Annotated in this window: 17 protein-coding genes and 1 tRNA gene; 11 read left to right on the top strand and 7 right to left on the bottom strand. The window is 68.0% G+C overall.

The window, feature by feature from the left end; translation table 11 throughout:
* The first annotated feature begins 2 nt into the window (after positions 1–2).
* The 3 genes from acs to M2428_RS17530 all read left to right on the top strand — a co-directional run bounded on the left by acs (position 3) and on the right by M2428_RS17530 (position 3944).
* Positions 3–2033 carry an acetate--CoA ligase gene (gene acs, locus M2428_RS17540; protein ID WP_277527243.1) on the top strand — a complete coding sequence of 677 codons (2031 nt, stop codon included), beginning with the start codon at positions 3–5 and terminating at the stop codon, positions 2031–2033.
* 187 nt (positions 2034–2220) lie between these two features.
* Positions 2221–2697, top strand: a complete 477-nt coding sequence (gene aroQ, locus M2428_RS17535; RefSeq protein ID WP_277527242.1) for a type II 3-dehydroquinate dehydratase — start codon at positions 2221–2223, stop codon at positions 2695–2697.
* Between the two features lie 2 nt (positions 2698–2699).
* Positions 2700–3944 (top strand): DUF2332 domain-containing protein, encoded by a 1245-nt coding sequence (locus M2428_RS17530; protein WP_277527241.1) that lies wholly within the window; start codon positions 2700–2702, stop codon positions 3942–3944.
* Positions 3945–3975: 31 nt separating this feature from the next.
* On the opposite strand, the gene M2428_RS17525 is transcribed toward M2428_RS17530, so the two are convergent.
* Positions 3976–5160 (bottom strand): MarP family serine protease, encoded by a 1185-nt coding sequence (locus M2428_RS17525; RefSeq protein ID WP_277527240.1) that lies wholly within the window; start codon positions 5158–5160, stop codon positions 3976–3978.
* 215 nt (positions 5161–5375) lie between these two features.
* Between M2428_RS17525 and M2428_RS17520 the strand changes: the two genes are divergently transcribed.
* On the top strand, positions 5376–6053 hold the full coding sequence (locus M2428_RS17520; protein WP_011693220.1) for a Crp/Fnr family transcriptional regulator: 678 nt from the start codon (positions 5376–5378) through the stop codon (positions 6051–6053).
* A 218-nt stretch (positions 6054–6271) separates the two neighbouring features.
* On the opposite strand, the gene M2428_RS17515 is transcribed toward M2428_RS17520, so the two are convergent.
* Genes M2428_RS17515 through M2428_RS17505 form a run of 3 tightly spaced genes read right to left on the bottom strand, consistent with a single transcriptional unit; the run spans position 6272 to position 7936 of the window.
* On the bottom strand, positions 6272–7183 hold the full coding sequence (locus M2428_RS17515; RefSeq protein WP_277527239.1) for an NUDIX hydrolase: 912 nt from the start codon (positions 7181–7183) through the stop codon (positions 6272–6274).
* A gap of 16 nt (positions 7184–7199) precedes the next feature.
* Positions 7200–7778 (bottom strand): RidA family protein, encoded by a 579-nt coding sequence (locus tag M2428_RS17510; protein ID WP_277527238.1) that lies wholly within the window; start codon positions 7776–7778, stop codon positions 7200–7202.
* A 2-nt stretch (positions 7779–7780) separates the two neighbouring features.
* Complete coding sequence (locus M2428_RS17505) at positions 7781–7936, bottom strand: DUF4177 domain-containing protein (RefSeq protein ID WP_009359196.1); 156 nt, start codon at positions 7934–7936, stop codon at positions 7781–7783.
* 37 nt (positions 7937–7973) lie between these two features.
* Here M2428_RS17505 and M2428_RS17500 point away from each other — a divergent pair, with 37 nt between their 5' ends.
* The 5 genes from M2428_RS17500 to M2428_RS17480 all read left to right on the top strand — a co-directional run bounded on the left by M2428_RS17500 (position 7974) and on the right by M2428_RS17480 (position 15624).
* Complete coding sequence (locus M2428_RS17500) at positions 7974–10262, top strand: transglycosylase domain-containing protein (RefSeq protein ID WP_277527237.1); 2289 nt, start codon at positions 7974–7976, stop codon at positions 10260–10262.
* Positions 10263–10265: 3 nt separating this feature from the next.
* Positions 10266–11213, top strand: a complete 948-nt coding sequence (locus M2428_RS17495; RefSeq protein ID WP_277527236.1) for a metallophosphoesterase — start codon at positions 10266–10268, stop codon at positions 11211–11213.
* A gap of 450 nt (positions 11214–11663) precedes the next feature.
* Positions 11664–13487, top strand: coding sequence for an ABC transporter ATP-binding protein (locus tag M2428_RS17490; RefSeq protein WP_277527235.1), 1824 nt, complete (start codon positions 11664–11666; stop codon positions 13485–13487).
* A complete protein-coding gene (locus M2428_RS17485) occupies positions 13484–15367 on the top strand; it encodes an ABC transporter ATP-binding protein (RefSeq protein WP_277527234.1) in 1884 nt (627 codons plus the stop codon). Before M2428_RS17490 ends, M2428_RS17485 begins: the two co-directional genes overlap by 4 nt.
* A 180-nt stretch (positions 15368–15547) precedes the next feature.
* Positions 15548–15624: transfer RNA gene (locus M2428_RS17480), tRNA-Pro, on the top strand.
* A gap of 203 nt (positions 15625–15827) precedes the next feature.
* Here M2428_RS17480 and M2428_RS17475 read toward each other — a convergent pair.
* The gene (locus tag M2428_RS17475) at positions 15828–16046 is read right to left on the bottom strand and encodes a hypothetical protein (protein ID WP_229995200.1); all 219 of its coding nucleotides are present in this window, start codon (positions 16044–16046) and stop codon (positions 15828–15830) included.
* Positions 16047–16176: 130 nt separating this feature from the next.
* Here M2428_RS17475 and M2428_RS17470 point away from each other — a divergent pair, with 130 nt between their 5' ends.
* Positions 16177–17442: a helix-turn-helix transcriptional regulator gene (locus M2428_RS17470; RefSeq protein WP_277527233.1), complete on the top strand. Its 1266-nt coding sequence runs from the start codon at positions 16177–16179 to the stop codon at positions 17440–17442.
* Between the two features lie 26 nt (positions 17443–17468).
* Here M2428_RS17470 and M2428_RS17465 read toward each other — a convergent pair whose 3' ends face one another.
* Positions 17469–18380: a phosphoribosylaminoimidazolesuccinocarboxamide synthase gene (locus tag M2428_RS17465; protein WP_277527296.1), complete on the bottom strand. Its 912-nt coding sequence runs from the start codon at positions 18378–18380 to the stop codon at positions 17469–17471.
* Positions 18381–18454: 74 nt separating this feature from the next.
* Positions 18455–19765: a phosphoribosylamine--glycine ligase gene (gene purD / locus M2428_RS17460; RefSeq protein WP_277527232.1), complete on the bottom strand. Its 1311-nt coding sequence runs from the start codon at positions 19763–19765 to the stop codon at positions 18455–18457.
* 304 nt (positions 19766–20069) lie between these two features.
* Here purD and M2428_RS17455 point away from each other — a divergent pair, with 304 nt between their 5' ends.
* Positions 20070–21659 (top strand): molybdopterin-dependent oxidoreductase, encoded by a 1590-nt coding sequence (locus M2428_RS17455; protein ID WP_277527231.1) that lies wholly within the window; start codon positions 20070–20072, stop codon positions 21657–21659.
* Positions 21660–21689 lie beyond the last annotated feature (30 nt).

Genomic DNA, 21689 nt, shown 5'->3' with positions numbered 1-21689 from the left:
CCATGTCCCAGCAGACACCCGGCTCCATGGCCACGCAGACGCCCCACGGCGATGCCTTCGAAAACCTGTCCCAGGAGAACCGCCGTTTCGCGCCGTCGGCCGAGTTCGCGGCGAATGCGGTGGTCACCGCCGGGGAGTACGCCGAGGCCGACGCCGACCGGCCCGCGTTCTGGGCGAAGCAGGCCCGCGAACTGCTGGACTGGTCCAGGGACTTCACCCAGACGCTGGACTGGTCCAACCCGCCGTTCGCGAAGTGGTTTGTCGGCGGGGAGGTCAACGCCGCCTACAACGCCCTGGACCGCCATGTCGAGGCCGGCCACGGGGACCGGGTGGCGATCTACTTCGAGGGCGAGCCGGGCGATACCCGCACGTACACCTACGCACAGCTCACCGAGGAAGTGAAGAAGGCCGCGAACGCCTTCGAGTCCCTGGGCGTGGCCAAGGGCGACCGCGTCGCGGTCTACCTGCCGATGATTCCCGAGGCCGTGATCACCATGCTGGCCTGCGCCAGGATCGGCGCCATCCACTCCGTGGTCTTCGGCGGCTTCTCCGCCGATGCCCTGCGTTCCCGGATTGACGACGCCGAGGCCAAGCTCGTGGTCACGGCCGACGGCACCTACCGCCGCGGCAAGCCCAGCGCCCTGAAGGCCGCGGTCGACGACGCCCTGGCCCGGGCCGGAGACGGGGACGGCCACAGCGTGCAGAACGTGGTGGTCGTCAGGCGCAACGGCCAGGACGTGGACTGGCACGAGGGCAGGGACCACTGGTGGGCGGACACCGTCGGCGCCGCGTCCGCCGAGCACACCGCCGCCGGGCACGACGCCGAGCACCCGCTCTTCATCCTCTACACCTCCGGCACCACCGGAAAGCCCAAGGGCATCCTGCACACCACCGGCGGCTACCTCACCCAGACCGCCTACACGCACCGGGCGGTCTTCGATCTCCACCCGGAGACCGACGTCTACTGGTGCACCGCCGACATCGGCTGGGTCACCGGGCACTCCTACGTCGCCTACGCCCCGCTCATCAACGGAGCGACCCAGGTCATGTACGAAGGCACGCCGGACTCCCCGCACCAGGGCCGCTGGTGGGAGATCGTGGAGAAGTACAAGGTCTCCATCCTCTACACCGCCCCCACCGCGATCCGCACGTTCATGAAGTGGGGCAAGGACATCCCGGCCAAGTCCGACCTCTCCTCGATCCGCGTGCTCGGTTCGGTCGGCGAACCCATCAACCCGGAAGCCTGGATGTGGTACCGCGAGGTCATCGGTTCCAATGCCGGCAAGAACGGCGAACGCAAGGAGAACCCCGCACCGATCGTGGACACCTGGTGGCAGACCGAGACCGGGGCGCAAATGATCGCCCCGCTGCCGGGGGTCACGGCGACCAAGCCCGGCTCGGCCCAGGTCCCGCTGCCCGGCATCGCCGTGGACGTCGTGGACGAGGCCGGCGAATCGGTGCCCAACGGCCACGGCGGCTTCCTGGTGATCCGCGAACCCTGGCCGGCCATGCTGCGCGGGATCTGGGGCGACCCGGAACGGTTCAAGGAAACCTACTGGTCCCGCTTCGAGACCATGTACTTCGCCGGCGACGGCGCCAAAAAGGACGAGGACGGCGATATCTGGCTCCTCGGCCGGGTCGATGACGTGATGAACATTTCCGGGCACCGGCTCTCCACCGCCGAAATCGAGTCCGCACTGGTATCCCACCCCGCGGTCGCGGAAGCCGCCGTCGTCGGAGCCGCGGACGAGACCACCGGCCAGGCCGTCGTCGCCTTCGTGATCCTGCGCGGGGACGCCGTGGACACCGGAGAGGCGATCGTGCAGGAACTCCGCAACCACGTGGGCAAGGAAATCGGTCCGATCGCCAAACCCAAAACCATCCTCGTGGTCCCCGAACTGCCCAAGACCCGGTCCGGGAAGATCATGCGCCGCCTGCTCAAGGACGTCGCGGAAGGCCGCGAGGTCGGCGACGCGACCACCCTGGCCGACAACACCGTCATGACCCAGATCGCACAATCGCTGAAGAAATAGCCGGCGCCGCCCCTTTCGACACGTTTTGCCGACGGCGTTCGGCCGGCGGCGGCGCCTCCCACTCCGGTGGGCCGCGCCGCCGTCGTCGGTCCTGTAGGTCGACGCCGCAGCGGGCAGCCTTTCCTAGCGAACGGTGCGCCGGTAACGAACAGCGCGTGCGGGCCCGCGGCGCGATAGATTTGCAGACATGACTGAAGCCACCCCCGCCAGCGGCGCAGGCCGCGGCACCATTCTGGTACTCAACGGACCGAATTTGAACCTGCTCGGCACCCGCGAGCCGGAAAAATACGGGACGGCGACCCTGGCCGACGTCGAACAGCTCGCCAAGGACGCCGGCGCGGCACACGGCCTGGACGTCGAGTGCTTCCAGTCCAACCACGAGGGTGCCCTGGTGGACGCCATCCACGCCGCACGCGGGAAGGCGGTGGGAATCGTGATCAACGCCGGCGCCTACACGCACACGTCCGTGGCCATCCGGGACGCCATTTCCGCAGTTGCCCTGCCGACGGTCGAGGTGCACATCACCAATGTTCACGCCCGCGAGGCCTTCCGGCACCATTCCTACCTTTCGGACATCAGCAAGGCCGTGATCGCCGGCGCCGGGATCCTGGGCTACCGCTTCGCGGTGGAATACCTCGCCGGACTGCACGCGGACAAGGGCTGAGCATGTCCCCCGCGGGGCCCGCGGCCGCGTCCGGAGACTCGGGCGGGGACTCGGGCGGGGACTCGGGCGGGGACTCGGCCACGGAATCAGCCACGGCGCAGTGGTTCCGGCATTTCGGCACGGTCGATGCCCCCGGTTCCTCCCCGTGCTATGCCGCATGGGCCGTGGGGATCGCCGGTGACGCCGAGCTGATCCGGCGGATCGATCAGTGGCCCCACAACAAGCGGCAGCCGCTGCTGATCCTCGCGGCGGCCCGGTTCCTCGGCGCGCAGGTCAGCCCCTACGGAGACTTCCGGACCTTCCTGGACGACCAGTGGGCCGAAGTCTCGGAAATTGTGCTCTCGCGGTCCACACAGACGAACGAGGCCGGACGCTGCGCCACGCTGTTGCCCTCACTCGCACAGATTTCGGCCGTGGAGGGCCGGCCGCTGGCCCTCATCGAGGTGGGCGCCTCTGCCGGGCTGGCTTTGTTCCCTGACCACTACGGCTACGAGTTTGTCGGCGCACGGGCCGAGGGCTGCGCGGCGAAAGACGCTACCGACGGCGCGGCGGGCGACGCTGCCGACGGCGGCGCGGCAGAAGATGCCGGCGGCGGCGGCGCGGCGGACGGTGCCGGCGGCGGCGGCGCGGCGGACGCGGACCCGGCGGAGGCCTCTGAACCACAGACGACACGGCTGGTTCCGGCCGGCGCCACGCCCGGCACGTTTCCGGTCCTGCGCTGCGTCACCTCGGGCCCGGTGCCGTTGCCGGCGGAGATTGCCCGGGTGGCCTGGCGTGCCGGGATCGATCTCAACCCCCTGGACGTCCGCAACCCGGACGACGTCGCCTGGCTCGAAGCCCTCGTCTGGCCGGAGCAGGAGTTCCGGCTCGAACGGCTGCGCCAGGCGATCGCTATCGCCCAGGAACGCCCGCCGCTGTTAGTGGCAGGCGACCTCAATGAACAGCTCGTGGAACTCGTCGGCCGCGCCCCGGCCGACGCCGCCCTGGTGGTGTTCCACAGCGCCGTGATGGGGTACCTGGATGCCGGCGGCCGCTCTCGGTTCCGGCGCACCATGGCGGATCTTGCGGCGGAGCGGGGCTGCCACTGGCTCTCGAACGAAGGCCACACGGTGATTGCGCAGGCCGACGGGTCCAATGTGGTCCCGGAAATGGATGACGCCCGGCTCCGCGGCCGGTTCCTTTTACTGCAGGACGGCCAGCCAGCGGCCATCACCGGCCCGCACGGGCAGAGCCTGGAGTGGCTTTAGCCGCGGCGGTGGCATGAACGTGCCAGTTCGGCTATTTCTTGATGCACTGTCCGGACGAGACGGCACTGCCAAGACCCGGCGCTTGGGCCGCCACCGGGCCGAGGTCAGCCATGGTGATCGCAAATCCGAGTGAGGACTCCGAGGTGGCCTTGGCAAAGACCACCCCCGCGACCTGCCCGTCCATGGTCAGGAGCGGGCCGCCGGAGTTGCCCGGCTGCACGTCACCGGCCAGCCGGTACACGTCCTCGGATGACGCATTTTTGCCGTAGATGTCTGGGACCAGCACGGTGGCGATGTCCTGCACCGTGGCCGGTTTGGACTGGAAGGGCCCGCCGTGCGGATAACCGGCGAAGGCCGCGGCGCTGCCGGACGGCAGGTCAGCAGCCAGCGCGAGGGGTTCCGAGCGCAGGCCATCCACCGCCACAACGGCGAGGTCGTGCTGGGAGTCAAAGTAGACGACGCGCCCGGGCAGTGCGCGGCCGCCGGGCGTTTCCACCACCGGCTCGTCGACTCCCGCGACCACGTGGGCGTTGGTCACCACCCGCCCCGGGGCGACCACAAAGCCGGTTCCGGTCTGGTTCTGGCCACACTGGTAGGCGGTTCCGGCGATCTTGAGTACAGACGTGGCAGCCTTGTTCAGCGCCGGCGTGTCCGTGCTGGTGTTCGGTATGGCAACGGGCTGGCTCTGGCCGAAGCCGTCCAGCAGGGTGGGGATGCCGTCGCCGATCACGGCAGAGCGCAGCTGCGCCATCGAAGCCTTAACCGGCGTGGGCGTCACGCCGTCGATGAACCTGATGACCTTGGACTCCGCGAGCTGCTCGGACACGAACGGCACGCCCAGGGCCCCGATGCTGAATGCCAGCATCGACATCACGAGTGCGGACACCACCACGTTCACGCCCCCGCCCACGAGACGGTCCACTGCGCGCAGGGGGCTGAACGGGACCACGCTGCGGATTTGCCGCCCGATCATGGTGCCGAGGCCGTTCCCCACGATCATGAGCAGGACGGCGGTGGCAACGATTGCCGTCAGGCGCCAGCCGCTGTCCTCCACCAGGCCGCTGACGATGGGAACGGAGACGAAGGCGGCGACGGCGCCGGCAGCGAATCCCGCGATGCCGCCCAGCGTCACAAGGAAGCCGTTGCGAAGACCGTGGATCAGGTAGGACAAGAGCGCCACAACCAACGCCACGTCCAAAATGGTCAAGCCAAACACCGGGGCTCCTTACAGACAGTTCAGCGACGATTGTACCGGTGTAAGCTGAACGTTTGCCGACCGGCCGTTAGCCTGCGCAGGGATCTGCGCGGACTTCCCGAGCCGTGCGCATTCGGCCCCTTCGGGCGTTTCAGTGCCAACTACGTCACAGAAGCTCCAAAATTCTGAAAGAATGGCTGAAGCGCCCCAGCCGACACAGCTAGTCAGGAGATTTCATGGATATCGAGGTATTGCGCCGCGCCCCCCTTTTCGCCACGCTCGACGACGAGGCGTTCCGTCTGCTGACGGACGAACTTACCGAGGTGGACCTTTCACGCGGCGCCTCGGTATTCCGGGAAGGCGATCAGGGTGACCAGCTTTACTTCATCGTCTCCGGCAAGGTGAAGCTCGGCCGCACGTCGCCGGACGGCCGAGAGTCACTGCTGGCCATCCTCGGCCCGGGCGAACTTTTCGGCGAAATGGCGCTGTTTGACCCCAGCCCCCGAACGGCCACGGCAACTGCGGTTTCCGAGACGCGCCTCGCCGGACTGAAGAACGAGAGCCTCAACGCGCTGCTGCGCACCCGTCCGGAGGTTTCGGCCCAACTGCTGCAGGCATTGGCACGCCGCCTGCGCCGCACGAACGACTCCCTCTCCGACCTCGTCTTCTCCGACGTCCCGGGCCGCGTGGCCAAGGCACTGCTGGATCTGGCCGACCGCTTCGGCCGCCCGGCGACCGACGGCGTCTTGGTCGCCCACGAACTGACGCAGGAAGAGCTTGCCCAGCTGGTCGGCGCCTCCCGCGAAACGGTCAACAAGGCTCTCGCTGAATTCGTGCAGCGCGGCTGGCTGCGCTTGGAAGCCCGCGCCGTCGTCATTCTCGACATGCAGCGTCTGCGCCAGCGTTCCCGCTAGGGATCCCCAGCAGCAACCAAGAAGGCCGGCCCCGGGAACGGGACCGGCCTTCTGTCGTTTTTGCTCGGCACCTCCGCCTGCTTGTCCGCGGGACATGCCCAGCTCCGGCAGCGAGGACTGGACTTAATGCCACTATGTCCAACGGCCCGGGCCAACGGAGGGCATGTCCCGGGCCGGCACGCGTCAAGAACGGACATGTCCAGCCCCGCAGAAAAGACCTAGCGCTCCCGCTGGGGTTCGCCGGCAATCGTCTTGGCCGCTTCGACTTCGAGCATGAGCCGGCCTTCCTCATCGACGAGCTTCGGCTGGTAGACGTGGGCCTTGCGCTTGTAGCTGAGGTAGGCGATGCAGCCGTTGGCCTTGGCCATCTTCTCGAGCATGATCTCCGAGCCGGGCACCAGGAGTTCGCCCAGGGTTCGGCCGACGGTGTTCTCCTCGCCCACCTCGTCGCCAAGCACGGTGCTGTCCCGCTCGTCCACGACTTTCCGGCAGCACACCCAGCGGCCCCACACGCCCTTGCTGGCCAGCAGCGAGGGCTGCTGGTTCACGGGCACGGTGGCGGCGAAATACCGGGTGTTGAACCGGCGGTGCGCAAAATCGGGGCTGAGCCAGTTCACCAGGGGCTTGAGCAGGTCCGTGCGCAGCGAGAGCCCACGCTTGGCGAGCAGGTCGGTGAAGGATTTCTCCTGCTCCGCCACGGCTTCGCGGGCGCGCATCCAGTCGGCGCTGGAGGTCAGCTCCACCGTGGTGGACAGGTCGGGGCCGGCCAGCAGGATGCCGGTCTCCTCAAACAGCTCCCGGATGGCGCCGACGACGTGGCGGCGTGCCAGCCCGACGTCGGACGTTCCCATCTGCTCGGCCCAGTGCTGGGGTGAGGGGCCAAGCCAGCCGACGGCGTCGTCGTCGGTCGCTTCCAGCGATCCGCCGGGGAAGGCGAGGACACCGAGCGGGGAGGACCCCGTCCGGTAACCGAGCCAGGTTTCCAGGCCTGTGGGCGAGTCCCGTAGGAGGATCACCGAGGAGGCCAGGCGGGGGGCACGGGGCGTCCGCTCACCGTGTTCAATCCAGCTCCGGGCTGCTCCCTCGAGATCGGGGGGCAGAACAAACAGGCGACGCGCTAACTGAGGCAACGAAGTGACCGGCCTTCTAGGCGAATTCGGCGATCAGTTCGACTTCGACGGGCGAGTCGAGCGGCAGGACGGATACCCCGACGGCGGAACGTGCGTGCTGGCCGGCGTCGCCGAGGACCTGGCCCAGCAGCTCCGAGGCGCCGTTGATGACGCCAGGCTGGCCGGTAAAGGAAGGGTCGGAGGAAACAAATCCGACAACCTTGACGATCCGCGTGATGCGGTCGAGGTCGCCGATCACGCTCTTGACGGCGGCCAGGGCGTTCACGGCGCAGACGGCAGCGTAGGCCTTCGCGTCCTCCGGGGACACGGTGGATTCATCGGCGGCGCCCGCTGCGCCGGCGGACACCTTGCCGGTGGCCTCGAGCTTGCCGTTGATGAACGGCAGCTGCCCGGAGGTGTAGACGTGGTTGCCGGAAATGACGGCCGGAACATACGCCGCGACCGGGGCCGCGACGTCAGGGAGCGTCAGACCCAGCTCTGCCAGGCGTTGTTCGACGGCGGACGACGCGCCGGTGGCCGTCGCGGCAGAGGTGTTTTCGGAGACGTTGTCCGGGCCCGCCGGCGTGGCCGGCATGGCTTCTGAGGGGGTGCTCATGGCTACTGCTTCTCCCGCTTCAGGTAGGCAACCAGGCCGTTTCCGTCAGGGCCAGGAACAACCTGGACGAGCTCCCAGCCGTCCTCGCCCCACTGGTCCAGGATCTGTTTCGTGGCGTGGATAATGAGCGGAATCGTGGCGTACTCCCATTTGGTCATGACATAAAGCCTAGTCGTTGCCGGTAAAGTGGAAAACATGGCGACTGGCAAGAACCCTTTATTTGACACGGCCACCACCCTCGGAAAGATCTTTCTTTTCCTGGGCGTGAGCGCTATTTGCGGCGTCCTGGTGGCGGGCCTCCTGGTCCCCGCGGCGGCTGTTTCAGGCAGCGCGGCGAGCGGTTCGATCCAGTTCTTCGACACGCTTCCAGCAGAGCTGAAGGTCGATCCGCCGAGCCAGTCGACCACGATCCTGGCCTCCGACGGCAGCGTGATCGCCAACCTCTACGCGGAGAACCGCACCCGGGTGTCGCTGGACCAGATGTCCCCGCACATCAAGGACGCGATCATCGCCATCGAGGACAGCCGCTTCTACGAGCACGGCGGCGTGGACACCACCGGCATCCTGCGTGCCCTAGTGAGCACGGCCCGCGGCAACAAGCAGGGTGCGTCCACCATTACGCAGCAGTACGTGAACAACGTCATCAACTCCTCGCTGGAGGCCGAAGGCAAGGGCGACGAGGTCCTCCTCAATGGCGTTAACAAGGGCGTCGGGGACAAGCTCCGTGAAATGAAGCTGGCCATCGCGCTGGAGAAGAAGTTCACCAAGGAGCAGATCCTTGAGGGCTACCTGAACATCGTGTTCTTCAACCGGGACGCCTACGGCATCGAAGCCGCATCCAAGTTCTTCTTCAGCACCACGGCCAAGAATCTGACCGTGCCGCAGGCGGCGCTGCTGGCCGGCGTCGTGAACAGCCCTTCCTACTACGACCCGATCACCAATCCGGAGAACGCCAAGGTCCGCCGCGACCTCGTGCTCCATGCGATGCTGACCCAGGGCAAGATCAAGCAGGCCGAGTACGACGCAGCGGTCGCGACGCCGGTGACGACTAAGGTCACCCAGCCCCGGCAGGGCTGTGCCTACTCGAAGACGGCTCCGTATTTCTGCGACTACGTGCTCCACCTGCTCCTGAACAACCCGGCCTACGGGGCCGACGCCGCCGAGCGTGAACGGAAGATATTCCGCGGCGGACTGACCATCAAGACCACGCTGGATCCGAAGGCCCAGGCCGTGGCCCAGGCCCAGGTTGACGGGTCAGCCGGGGCGAACCCGGACAAGTGGGGCGCCTCCCTGGTGTCGGTACAGCCGGCCTCCGGCAAGATCGTCTCCATGGCCCAAAACACCGTGTGGTTCCCGGCGGCCGGCAAGTTCGACCAGACGCAGAACTTCAACGTGGACGTCCAGGACGCCAAGGGAAATGACCTCAACGGTCTCGGCGGCTTCCAGCCCGGCTCCACGATGAAGCCCTTCACGTTCGCGGAGTGGCTCAATGAGGGCAATTCGATGAGCACGCGGCTCAACGGCGCCGTGCGCCGATACTCTCCCGGCTTCCCGTGGAAGAACACCTGCCCCGCGCCGACCGACGGAATCTACGACAACAACGTCCCCGGCAGCTTTGACCTACAGAACGCTGACGAGAACCACTACAAGTACATGTCGGTCCTTGACGGCCTGGCGAATTCAATCAACACGATCACCTTCGCTACTGCCGCCCAAGTTGACCTCTGCGGGATCCAGAAGATCGTGGACGCCGTCGGCATTCACGGCGGCCTGCCGAGCAAGGACAACCCCAACCCGCCAGTGCCGATGACCACCCTCGGCAACCTCATCGGGTCGACTCAGACGGCACCGCTGACCATGGCCAGCGCGTTTGCCACCTTCGCCAACGACGGCAAGTACTGCGAACCGATCGCCATCGATTCTGTGACGGACGCAACTGGCGCCCAACTGCCGGCCCAAACACCCAGCTGCCGGGATGCCGTCAAGCCTGAGGTGGCCCACGGCGTCGCGTACGCCATGCAGGAAGTACTTAACCGCGGCTCGGGCTCGCTAATCCAGCCCCGGATTTCGACCCGGACCAGCTTCCCCATCGCGGCCAAGACCGGAACGAACGACACCAATAGCTCGACGTGGGTGGCCGGCTACACCAAGGGCCTTGCGACGGCCACATGGTTTGGCGATCCCCTGGGCGACCAGAAGCGGGCGGGCCAGAATGTCACGGTCAACGGCAACTTCTACAAGGGCATCGACGGCTACATGATCGCCGGGCCGCAGTTCTCGAACTACATGGCCCAGATTGCGCCGGCCTACGGCACGGATCCGTTCCCGGCTCCGCCGTCGGACATGCTGTACACCCCGGCGCCGGTGGCCCCGCCGCGGGACACCACCCCGGTGGAGCGGAGCACCGCTCCGGCCGCGGAACCGTCCACGGAACCGTCGGCCGAGCCGAAGCCGGAACCCACGAAGTCGTCCGGCAAGAAGTAGCCGATGAGCTGGGGAAACCATCTGGCAAGCCGCGTTCGAAGCATCGGACGCGGCTTTGCCGTGACCGCCGCGGTCGGGACGGCGGCTGGGGCTGCCGCCGCCGGCTATGGGCTGTGGGAGAAGAACCAGTTCGTGCTTAGGGAGGAGACCCTTCCCATCCTGCCGGCCGGGTTCGGCCCGTTCCGGGTCCTGCACCTCTCCGACATCCACTTCGTACCGGGCCAGCACCGGAAGGCCCGGTGGCTGTCGTCGCTGGCGGAGTTGAGGCCGGATCTCGTGGTGAATACGGGCGATAACCTCAGCCATGCCAACGGCGTTGACCCCCTCGTGGCGGCCCTGCGTCCCCTGCTGGAGTTCCCTGGCGTGTTTGTCCCCGGCTCGAACGACTACTTCGGCCCGAGCTTCAGGAACCCCGCTTCGTATTTGCGCGGCCCCTCGGCCCAGCGCGAAGAACCGGAGAAACTCGACTGGCCCCGGCTGAGGTCCGAGTTCGGCATGTCGGGCTGGGTGGAACTGACCAACCGCTGCCAGTCCCTGGTGCTGAAGGGCATGCGCTTTGATTTCTCCGGCGTCGACGATCCCCACCTGCGCCTCGAACGGTATGCGGGCTGGCCGCGCGGCACCAAGGGCCGGGACGCCGACCCGCATGTGCGCATCGCCGTGGCGCACGCTCCTTACCAGCGCGTCCTCGACCACTTCACCGAAGCCGGCGCCGACCTCCTCCTGGCCGGCCACACCCACGGCGGACAGATCTGTGTCCCGGGATACGGGGCACTTGTCACCAACTGCGACCTTCCCGCCTGGCGGGCCCGGGGCCTGCACACGTGGGAAAGCAATGGCAGCACGACCCCGGTGAACGTCTCGGGAGGCATCGGCACCTCCCGCTTCGCCCCGGTCCGCATCGCCTGCCGGCCCGAGGCCGTCCTGCTCACGCTGACCTCCCGCGCCTAGCCTGCCCGCATCTCAACTTGCCCGCCCTCCGGCCTGACGGGTGGACATGCTCTCCCCTCGCGCCCCCCGCCGCGGGACATGCCCTCCCGTCGCCGCAAGCGTTGGGCATAAACCCACAATGCCCACCCGCCGCGGCTAAAAATGGACATGTCCTCCCAGGGTTGGCGCCGAGACCGGACATGTCCACCGAGGGTTGGCGCCAAGACCGGACATGTCCACCGAGGTTGCGGCACGACTGGACATGTCCCCCTTGGACCAATGCCAAAACCGGACATGCCCCGCGGGCACGCGCCCCCGCCGCCCGGACACCATTGCGGATCGTAATGACTGGGCGAGATGCTGGGAGCGCTGGGCAACGTGTGAATCCGGTCACTCGATGGCCTAGGGTAGTTGCTACAGGAAACTACATTCAACGGTGCTATCTATGCACGGGCGTCTTAAGAAGCAGGCATGGCCAAGCAGAGTTCATTTTTCACCTCCATCAGCCGTCTCTACCCGCACGTCAGGCCAATCCTGCCCCGGCTGGTCATGGGCCTGCTCTGCGCACTGCTGGCCAGTGTCATGGCGCTGGCCATCCCCCAGGTGCTGCGCGTGCTGGTCAACGAATCCCTGGAGCCCGGCGGCAGCGTGGAAGCCGTCTGGGGCGCCTCGGTCCTCATCTTGGTCCTCGGGATCGCCGAGGCAGGCCTCGTGGCCCTGCGCCGGCAGTTCGTCATCAATCCGGCCACCACGGTCGAGACCCGGATGCGGGTCTCCCTCTACGGGCACCTTCAGGACCTCACCGTCTCCTTCCATGACCGCTGGGGCTCCGGGCAGCTGCTCTCCCGGGCCATGACGGACCTGAACTTCCTGCGCCGCTGGATGGCCTTCGGCGCCATCATGCTGGTGGTCACCACGCTCACCGTGGTGATCGGTGTCGCGGTGATGTTCTCCATGAGCTGGCAGCTGGCCCTGATCTTCCTGGCCGCCGCCGTGCCGATCATGATTTACGGATTCCGCTTCCGCACCCGGTTCAGCAAGGTGGCCCGCCGCAGCCAGGACCAGGCCGGGGACCTCGCCACGACGGTCGAGGAATCCGTCCACGGCATCCGCGTCCTGAAGGCCTTCGGCCGCAGCCGGGAGGCGCTGGAGAACTTCAACGAACAAGCCGAGGAACTCCGGCAGACGGAGATCGCCAAGGCCAAGCACCTGGCCACCTTCAGCCTGGTGGTGACGCTCCTGCCCGAACTCGCGCTCGGCGCCGGCCTCGTCGTCGGCATCCTGCTGGCCTCCACGGATCAGCTCTCCATCGGGTCCCTCGTGGCCTTCTTCGCCACCGCCGCCGTGGTTGCCGCGCCGGTCGAGTTCTGCGGCATGCTGCTGGCGATGGCCCTCACCGCGAAGTCCGCGGTGGACCGGCACTTTGAAGTCATGGACGCGCAGAACACGATCACCAGCCCGGACCAGCCCCGCCGGCCAGCCAGCCCCAAGGGCGCCCTCAGCTTCCGCAATGCCTCGTTCGCATACGAGGACGCCCCGGACAAACCGATCCTCAAGAACATCACGCTGGACATCCGGCCCGGCGAAACCATGGCCCTCGTGGGCATCACGGGCGGCGGCAAGAGCGCGCTGCTGCAGCTGGTCCCCCGCCTCTACGACGTCACCGGCGGCTCCATCACCATCGACGGCGTGGACCTGCGTGAGTTCGGCGTCGAGGAGCTGCGCACGGTGGTCGCCGTGGCGTTCGAAGACACCACGCTGTTCTCCAGCTCCGTCCGGGACAACGTCCTGCTCGGCGCGCCCGACGCCGGATCGGCGGAAGGCCGCGACGCGGCCCTGGAGGAAGCCCTCGACGTCGCCCAGGCCCACTTCGCCTATTCCCTACCGCACGGCGTGGACACCCTGATCGGCGAGGAGGGCCTCAGCCTCTCCGGCGGCCAGCGCCAGCGCATCGCCCTGGCCCGCGCCATCGCCGCGAAACCGGCCGTGCTGGTTCTGGACGACCCGCTCTCGGCGCTGGACGTGAACACCGAAGTACTCGTCGAGGCCAGGCTGCGCCAGGTCCTCGCGCACACCACCACGCTGATCGTGGCCCACCGGCCCTCCACGGTGGCACTGGCCGACCGGGTGGCCCTGCTCGAGGACGGCCGGATCGCCGCCGTCGGAACGCACGCGGAACTGCTCGCCCAGAACAGCCACTACCGCTACGTGATCGCCAGCCTCGACGCGGAACCGCGGGACCTGGATTCAGAATTGTCCGCCCTCGAGGACCAGTCCGAGGAGATTTCCCGATGAGCAGCGCAACGTTCGGCACCGCCAACGAGGACAACGCCCACCTCAGCAGGAACGAGAGCAAGGCCGTCCGGCGGCGCTCCCTGACCCTTCTGGGCTCCCTGATCCGCCCCGTCCGGGCCCGTTTCTGGCTCACGATCGGCGCCGTCGTCCTGTCCCAGGCAGCCCGCGTGGCCGGGCCGGCGCTGATAGCCTTCGGGATCGACCACGCCCTGCCGGCCGTGCGCGCCGGCGACAACCTTCCCCTGGTGTTCGCCGGCGTCGCCTACCTTGCCGCGGCTGTCGTTGCGGCCGGCCTGACGGCCCTGTACGTGACCTCGACGGCGCAGCTCAGCCAGGCGATGCTGCTGGACCTCCGCGTCCGGGTCTTCCGCCACACGCAGCGGCTGAGCCTGGAATTCCACGAGAAATACACTTCCGGCCGCATCATCGCCCGGCAGACCTCGGACCTGGAGGCCCTGCGCGAACTCCTGGATTCCGGCGTGAGCTCGCTGGCCTCGGGCATGCTGTTCATGGCGTTTACGGCCGTGACGGTGTTCGCCCTGGACTGGCGCAGCGGGGTGCTGGTGCTGGCCGCGGGTGTGCCGATGTATTTCCTGGCCCGCTGGTACCAGAAGCACTCACAGATCGCCTTCCGCGAATCCCGGGTGGTCTCGGCCCGGCTGATCGTGCACTTCGTGGAGACCATGACCGGCATCCGGGCCGTGAAGGCGTTCCGGAAGGAACGCGAGAATGCTGCGCGCTACGCCGACCTGTCGGAGGACTACCGGCGCGCGACCGTCCGCTCCATCAACCTCAACGGCATCTTCCAGCCCGGGCTGGTCCTGATCGGGAACGTGTGCGTGGCCCTCGTGCTGCTCACGGGCGGATTCCGGGTCCTCAGCGGCGACCTCGAGGTCGGTGTGCTCCTGGCCCTGATCCTGTCCACCAAGCGCTTCTTCCAGCCGGTGGACCAGATGGCGATGTTCTATAACTCGTTCCAAAGTGCCCAGGCGGCGCTGGAAAAGGTCTCCGGGCTGCTCGAGGAAGTTCCCACCGTGCGGCCGCCGAAGACACCCGTGGCCCTGCCCCACGCGCGGGGCAGCATCGATTTCAACGGCGTCGAATTCCGCTACGGCGACGGCCCGGTGGTCATCCCGCGGCTGGACCTGCACATCCCCGCGGGCCAGACGGTCGCGCTGGTCGGGCAGACCGGCGCCGGCAAGTCCACCCTCGCGAAGCTGATCGCCCGCTTCTACGACGTCTCCGACGGGTCCCTGACCCTCGACGGCGTGGACTTGCGCCAGCTGACCACCGAGGACCTGCGCCGGAACGTTGTCATGGTCACCCAGGAGGCCTTCCTGTTCAGCGGTTCCGTGGCGGACAACATAGCCCTGGGCAGGCCCGAAGCCACGCGCGAGGAGATCGAGGAAGCGGCCAGGGCAGTGGGGGCGCACGCCTTCATCACGGAACTCCCGGACGGCTACGACACCGACGTCAACAAGCGCGGCGGCCGCGTCTCCGCCGGCCAGCGCCAGCTGATCAGCTTCGCCCGGGCCTTTCTGGCCCGCCCGGCCGTCCTGATCCTGGACGAGGCAACGTCCTCGCTGGACATCCCGTCGGAGCGCATGGTCCAGCAGGGCCTCGCGGGGCTCCTGCAGGGCACCCGGGACGCCGGGACGCGGGAGGACGCCACAGATGCGGCCTCCGGCCCTGACGCCGCGCCCGGCGCCGGGCGGACAGCGCTGATCATTGCCCACCGGCTCTCCACCGTGGAGACGGCCGACCGGGTCCTGGTGGTGCACGACGGGCGCGTCGTCGAGGACGGCACCCCGGCGCAGCTGATCGGCGACGGCGGCGCGTTCGCCCGGCTCCACGGCGCCTGGAAAGACTCGCTCGTCTGAACAGCCCCTGCTGAGACCGGCCGGGCCGGGCCGGGCCGGCGCCGCGGCTGCGTCGACGCCCCGCCGTCGCCCCACCGCCGTCGTCCCCGCCGTCGTCCCCAGGCCGCCGCCCCCGGGCCCGATTTCACATCCGGGGCCTTGATCGGATACTCTTGTGAAGTTGCTTTTGAAGCAGCGGATCGGGATGTGGCGCAGCTTGGTAGCGCGCGTCGTTCGGGACGACGAGGTCGCAGGTTCAAATCCTGTCATCCCGACCACAGATAAAAGAGGGCCCTCCACGCGGAGGGTCCTCTTTTGCGTTTCCTGCACTATTTAGTGTTGTGCAGCGGTTTTGCAGGGCCATAGTCTTTTGCGGCGCCGGTGATCCTCCGGCTGCGGGGACGTTGCCCGGACACGGCGCAACCCCGGGAGAAATCTCCCGGGGTTGCGCCGTTAAATCGGGACTGCCAAATCGGGGCTGTTACATCGGGTCGGGCCAGTTGCCGACGTTCAGCGAGTGGGTCATCGGGTCGGGCCAGTTGCCCACCGCCTGGGCCGCTCGCATGGGGTCGGGCCAGTTGCCGACGGCGGCAACGTCTGAGACATCGGTCAGTGAAGCGGCGGACAGCACGGCCGGGGCCGCGGCGGAGAATGCCAGTGCGCCCGCCAGCACGGCGCCGGCTGCAATCTTCTTCAACATAGAGTTCCTCAATATGGGTTGGGGTCCTTAACCAAGTCAGCACTACCCTTGTTGACACACATTGTAAAATGGTTTCCACAGAGACTGTCAAGCATTTAGTACAAAGAATGTCCGGAATTAGGAGGTATCCGTGGGGAACGGATTTGGGGAGAAGCTCCGCGCGGAACGGCTCGAACGGGGCCTGACGCAGGCGGAGCTGGGCCGTGACCTGTACTCCCCCAGCTACATCTCTCTGCTGGAAACCGGACGGCGCGAGCCGACGGCCGATGTCATCGAAGAGCTTGCCCGCCGGCTTGAACTGGCCCCCAAGGCGCTCGAGGCCTGGAGCCAGCCGGTGTCCGTCAGCGACGCCGAATACGTGCTCGCGGGGCTGTATGCCCGGCAGGCCTGGGACCTTCGGGACTACCCCGTGGCCGCCACCCACGCCGCCGCCGCCGCCAAGATCGCCCTGGAGGCGAAAAACACCAGCGCGTGGTGGAACATGACCTACATGCAGGCCGAGTGCCTGATCAAGCAGGGCCTTTGGCAGGAGTGCAAGGACGTGGTCCAGAACCTTCTGGAGCACCCCATGGCCGCGGAGTCGGCCGGGCTCGGGGTCCGGGCCGAACAGATGCTCGCGGCAGCCTCGCAGGGGCAGGGCCAGCTGACCGCCGCCGTCGAGCATGCGCAGGAAGCGGTCCGGCTCTGCGCGGAACTGCCCAAGGGCTCCACCATGATCATCGGCGCCCTCCGCGCCCTCATCGGCGCGCTGGCCGAGAGCGGCCGCCTGGACGAGGCCTGGGAGTACTGCCAGGCCATGAATGAGCAGATGGACGACCACTCCATGTCCCAGCTCGCCGGCGAGGTGGCCTGGGTGATCGGCAACGTGGCCTTCATGCGCCACGACTACCCCGAGGGAATCAAATACCACGAGCGGGCCGGTCGGCTGCTCTCCCCGGCCAATGACATCGACCTGTGGGCCCGGTTCAACAAGGCCTCCGCCGCCGTCCGCCTCTCCTCGGGAATCGTCGAACCCGAGACCCTGTCATCGATCGAACGCGCCGAACTGGCCCTCTCGATCGTCGGCGGCAACAAGACGGACCAGCTGGAAGTGGCTTTCATCCGGGCCCGCTGGCTCTACCTCACCGGCGACATCGTGGCAGCCGTCCAGAAGCTGCGCGAGATCCATGCCGAGCGGGAGGCGCTGGCCCGGCACACGGCAGGCGAGGTCTCCCTGCTGCTGGGCAAGGCCCTCAAGGCTGCCGGGGAGTCCGCGGAGGCGCTGGTGTACCTCGAGGAAGCCCAGAAGGAGTTCAGCGCGGCGGGCGCCTCGGACCGGGTCCAGCAGGCCCTCGACGCCGTGCTCGAGATCAAGCTGGCCCAGCGGCGGGCCGAGGCCGCTTCCGCGGAAGCGTAGCCCCGGCCCGGCCGGGCTAGGCCCGGCTAGGCGAACGTCCGGCCGGTGAGCTTCTCGTAGGCCTCCACGTAGCGGCTGCGCGTGCGCGCCACGACGTCGGCCGGAAGGGCGGGCGGGGGCGTGTCGGAGGCCTTGTCCCAGCCCGATTCGGGCGAGGTCAGCCAGTCGCGGACATACTGCTTGTCGTAGGACGGCTGGGCCCGCCCGGGCTGGTAGGTGGCCGCATCCCAAAAGCGTGACGAATCCGGGGTCAGCACCTCATCGCCCAGGGTGATGGCGCCGGTGGCGGCGTCGAGGCCGAATTCCACCTTAGTGTCGGCCAGGATGATGCCGCGGCCGCGCGCGATTTCCTCGGCCTTGGTGTAGATCTCCAGGGTCAGCCGGCTCAGCTCTGCCGCGACGTCCGCACCAACGAGGCCCACGACGGCGTCGTAAGTGATGTTCTCATCGTGCTCGCCCACTTCGGCCTTCGCCGACGGCGTGAAGATGGCGTCCTGCAGCCGCGATCCGTCAACCAGGCCGGCGGGCAGCGGGATGCTGCACACGGTGCCCGACGCACGGTACTCCAGGAGCCCCGAGCCGGTGAGGTAGCCGCGCGCGATGCATTCGACCGGGAACATGTCCAGTTTCTTGCAGATCATCGCCCGGCCCTCGACGGCGGCCGGGACACCGCCGTCGACCGTGGACGCGAGGACGTGGTGCGCGACGCCGAGCTGTTCGAACCACCACAGGCTCAGCTGGGTCAGGATGCGGCCCTTGTCCGGGATCTCGCTGGCCAGCACGTGGTCGTAGGCGCTGATGCGGTCGCTGGCCACCACCAGGACGCAGTCCTGGCCGAAGCGTTCGGTGAAGGCCGGGTCCGCGGGGATGTAGAGGTCGCGGACCTTGCCGGAGTAGACGTGCTGCCAGCCGGGCAGGTCCAGCGTCGCGGTGTCCAGTCCGCCCTTGGGTTGGGTCTCGGTCTGGGTCTCAGGTGTGGTGCCGGGAATCGGCGCTGCGGATTCTGTCACGTTCACGCCTTCGCTTTCGACGCGGCCGGGGTTCCCGGCGCCGCTACGCGGATTTGCCCGCGGGCGGCCTTGCCGCCGATGTCGGTGCGGAACTGGCTGCCGTCCAGCTGGACGAGCTCGACGCCGTCGTACGCCCGTTCCCGGGCCTCCACGAGGTCCGTGCCCAGCGCCACGACGGCCAGGACGCGGCCGCCGGCGGACACCACCTTGCCTTCGCCGTCGAGCTTGGTACCGGCGTGGATCACGTGGACGCCGTCCAGGGCGTCGACCTTCTTCAGGCCCCGGATGCGGTCGCCTGTGCGCGGGGTATCCGGGTAGTTCTCTGCGGCGACGACGACGGCGACCGCGGTGTCCTTGGTCCAGCGCAGCGGCTGCACCTTGTCCAGTTCGCCCTTGGCGCCGGCCATGAGCAGCCCGCCAAGGGGCGTCTTGAGCCGGGCGAGGACGGCCTGGGTTTCGGGATCGCCGAACCGGACGTTGAATTCGATGACCCGCGTGCCGCGTGAGGTCAGGGCGAGGCCGACGAAGAGGACGCCGACGAACGGCGTGCCGCGGTGGGCCATCTGGTTGACCGTGGGCTGGGCGACGCGGTCGATCACTTCCTGGACAAGGCCTTCGGGGGCCCATTCCAAGGGCGTGTAGGCTCCCATGCCGCCGGTGTTGGGGCCTTCGTCGTTGTCGAAGATGCGCTTGAAGTCCTGCGCCGGGGACAGGGCCACGGTGTTGCTGCCGTCGCAGAGGACGAAGACCGAGACCTCGGGCCCGTCGAGGAACTCCTCGATCACGACGGCGCCGCCGGCGTCGAAGCAGCTCTGGGCGTGGGCGAGGGCCTCGTCCCGGTTGTTGGTGACGACGACGCCCTTGCCGGCGGCGAGCCCGTCGTCCTTGACGACATAGGGGGCGCCGAACGTGTCCAGCGCGTCAGCAGCTTCCTCGGCGGTGCCGGCCACCCGGGCCATTGCCGTGGGGACGCCGGCCTCGGCCATGACTTCCTTGGCGAAGGCCTTGGACGCTTCCAGCTGGGCTGCAGCCTTGCTGGGGCCGAAGACCGGAATGCCGGCGGTGCGGACGGCGTCGGACACACCGGCGGCGAGGGGCGCCTCCGGGCCGACCACCACCAGGTCCACGGTGAGCTTGACGGCCAGCGCGGCGACGGCGTCGGGATCGTTCGCGTCGATCGCATATGTGGGGACCAGCGCGCTGATCCCGGCGTTGCCCGGGGCCGCGTGGACCTCGGAAACGTTGGGGTCGGCGAGCAAGGATCGGACAATGGCGTGTTCGCGGCCGCCGGGGCCGATGACAAGTACCTTCACAGTCTCCAAGCGTACGGGGTGCACCCCGCAGGCTCCTAAGCTGTGTCGGCCGCCGGACATGCTCAACCTTCGCGGCGGCGCAGGCCAGGGCGCCGGGGAAACCGTGGGACATGCCCATTCTTGGGCCCGGCCACTGGACACAATGCCACCATGTCCATCCCCGGGCACCAAGGCTGGACATGTCCCCCTGAGGCCCATGAGCATGTCCATTCTTGGGTACCAGCGCGGGGCATGTCCCGCGGGGACCCATGAGCATGTCCACTCGCCAGACAATCCGCCGGCCGCGCGGCTACGAATGGCCTGTATGAACAAGCCCAGCATGAAGCCCAGCAAGCGGTCCCGCGGCGCCACAGCCCTGGCCGCGGTGGCCGGAGTGGCCGCCGCCGCCGTCGTCCTGTCCGTCGCGGAACTGATCGGGGCGTTCTTTACCGCGCGGGCCACGCCCCTGATTGCGCTGGGCTCGACGTTCATCGACTTCACGCCGCCGTGGATGAAGGACTTTGCGATAGCCACGTTTGGCACCAACGACAAGGCCGCCCTGTTCGTCGGGATGGCCGTCACGATCCTGCTGCTCGCGTGCGTGCTCGGCATCGTGGCCTACCGGAAGTGGGCCCTGGGTGTGGCCGGTGTGGTGCTGATGGGCGCCGTGATCGTCGGCAGCGTGGTGACCCGGGCCAGCGTCAAACCGGTCGACGCCATTCCCTCCCTGATCGGCACCCTGGCAGGTCTGGTGGTGCTGCGGCTCCTGATCACCAGGCTGTGGCGGATGCAGGAATGGCCGGACCAGGAGGCCGATCTCGCCGCGAAGGAACCCGACCGCCCGGCGACCACCCGGCGCGCATTCTTTGCCGCCGCCGGCATCACCGCGGCCGCCTCGGGCATTGCCGCCACCGGCGGGCGCCTGCTGAGCGCCGCCAGGAGCAACGTGGCTGCGGCCCGCGAATCGCTGAAGCTGCCCGCACCCGCCAAGGCAGCCGCCGCTGTCCCGGCCGGTGTCCAGTCCAAGGCGCCCGGCGTCACGCCGTGGCTGACCCCGAACAAGGACTTTTACCGGATCGACACGGCCCTGAGTGTGCCGGAGATCAACGCCCAGGACTGGGAGCTGCGCATCCACGGCCTTGTAGAACAGGAAGTCCGGCTCACCTTCCAGGATCTGCTCGACGCCCAGCTCATCGAATCCCATGTGTCCCTGACCTGCGTGTCCAACCCGGTGGGCGGCAACCTGGCCGGCAACGCCAAATGGCTGGGCATGCCCATCCGCGACGCCCTGAAGCTGGCCCGCCCCAAGCAGGGCGCGGACATGGTGCTCTCCACCTCGATTGACGGCTTCAGCGCCTCCACCCCCCTGGAGGTCCTCCAGGACGACCGCGACGCCATGCTGGCGATCGGCATGAACGGCGAGGCCCTCCCGCTCGAACACGGCTACCCGGTGCGGATGGTGGTTCCCGGGCTCTACGGCTTCGTCTCCGCCACCAAGTGGGTGGTGGACCTCGAGGTAACCCGGTTCGCCGACAGCAAGGCGTACTGGACCCAGCGCGGCTGGTCCGAACGCGGCCCGATCAAGACCATGGCCCGCGTGGAGGTGCCCAAGTCCTTCGCCAAGGTCCCCGCCGGAAAGGTCGCAATCGGCGGCACCGCGTGGGCCCAGACCCGCGGGATCACCAAGGTCGAGGTGCAGGTCGACAGCGGCCCGTGGACCGAGACAGTGCTCTCCGATGAGGCGTCCCTCATCACCTGGCGGCAGTGGTCCCTCAACTGGGAGGCCACGCCGGGGCCGCACTACATCAAGGTCCGCGCCACGGACGGCACCGGCGAGGTCCAGACGGACAAGCGGGCGGATCCGGTCCCGGACGGTGCCTCCGGCTGGCAGTCAGTGATGGTAACCGTGGAATAACCGGGGTATCAGCACCGGGCACCATAGACT

The organism is Arthrobacter sp. ES3-54 (genome assembly GCF_029504395.1).
Classification (GTDB): Bacteria; Actinomycetota; Actinomycetes; order Actinomycetales; family Micrococcaceae; genus Arthrobacter.
Note: the sequence above shows the minus strand (reverse complement) of the source record. Positions and strands in the feature narration are given on the sequence as shown.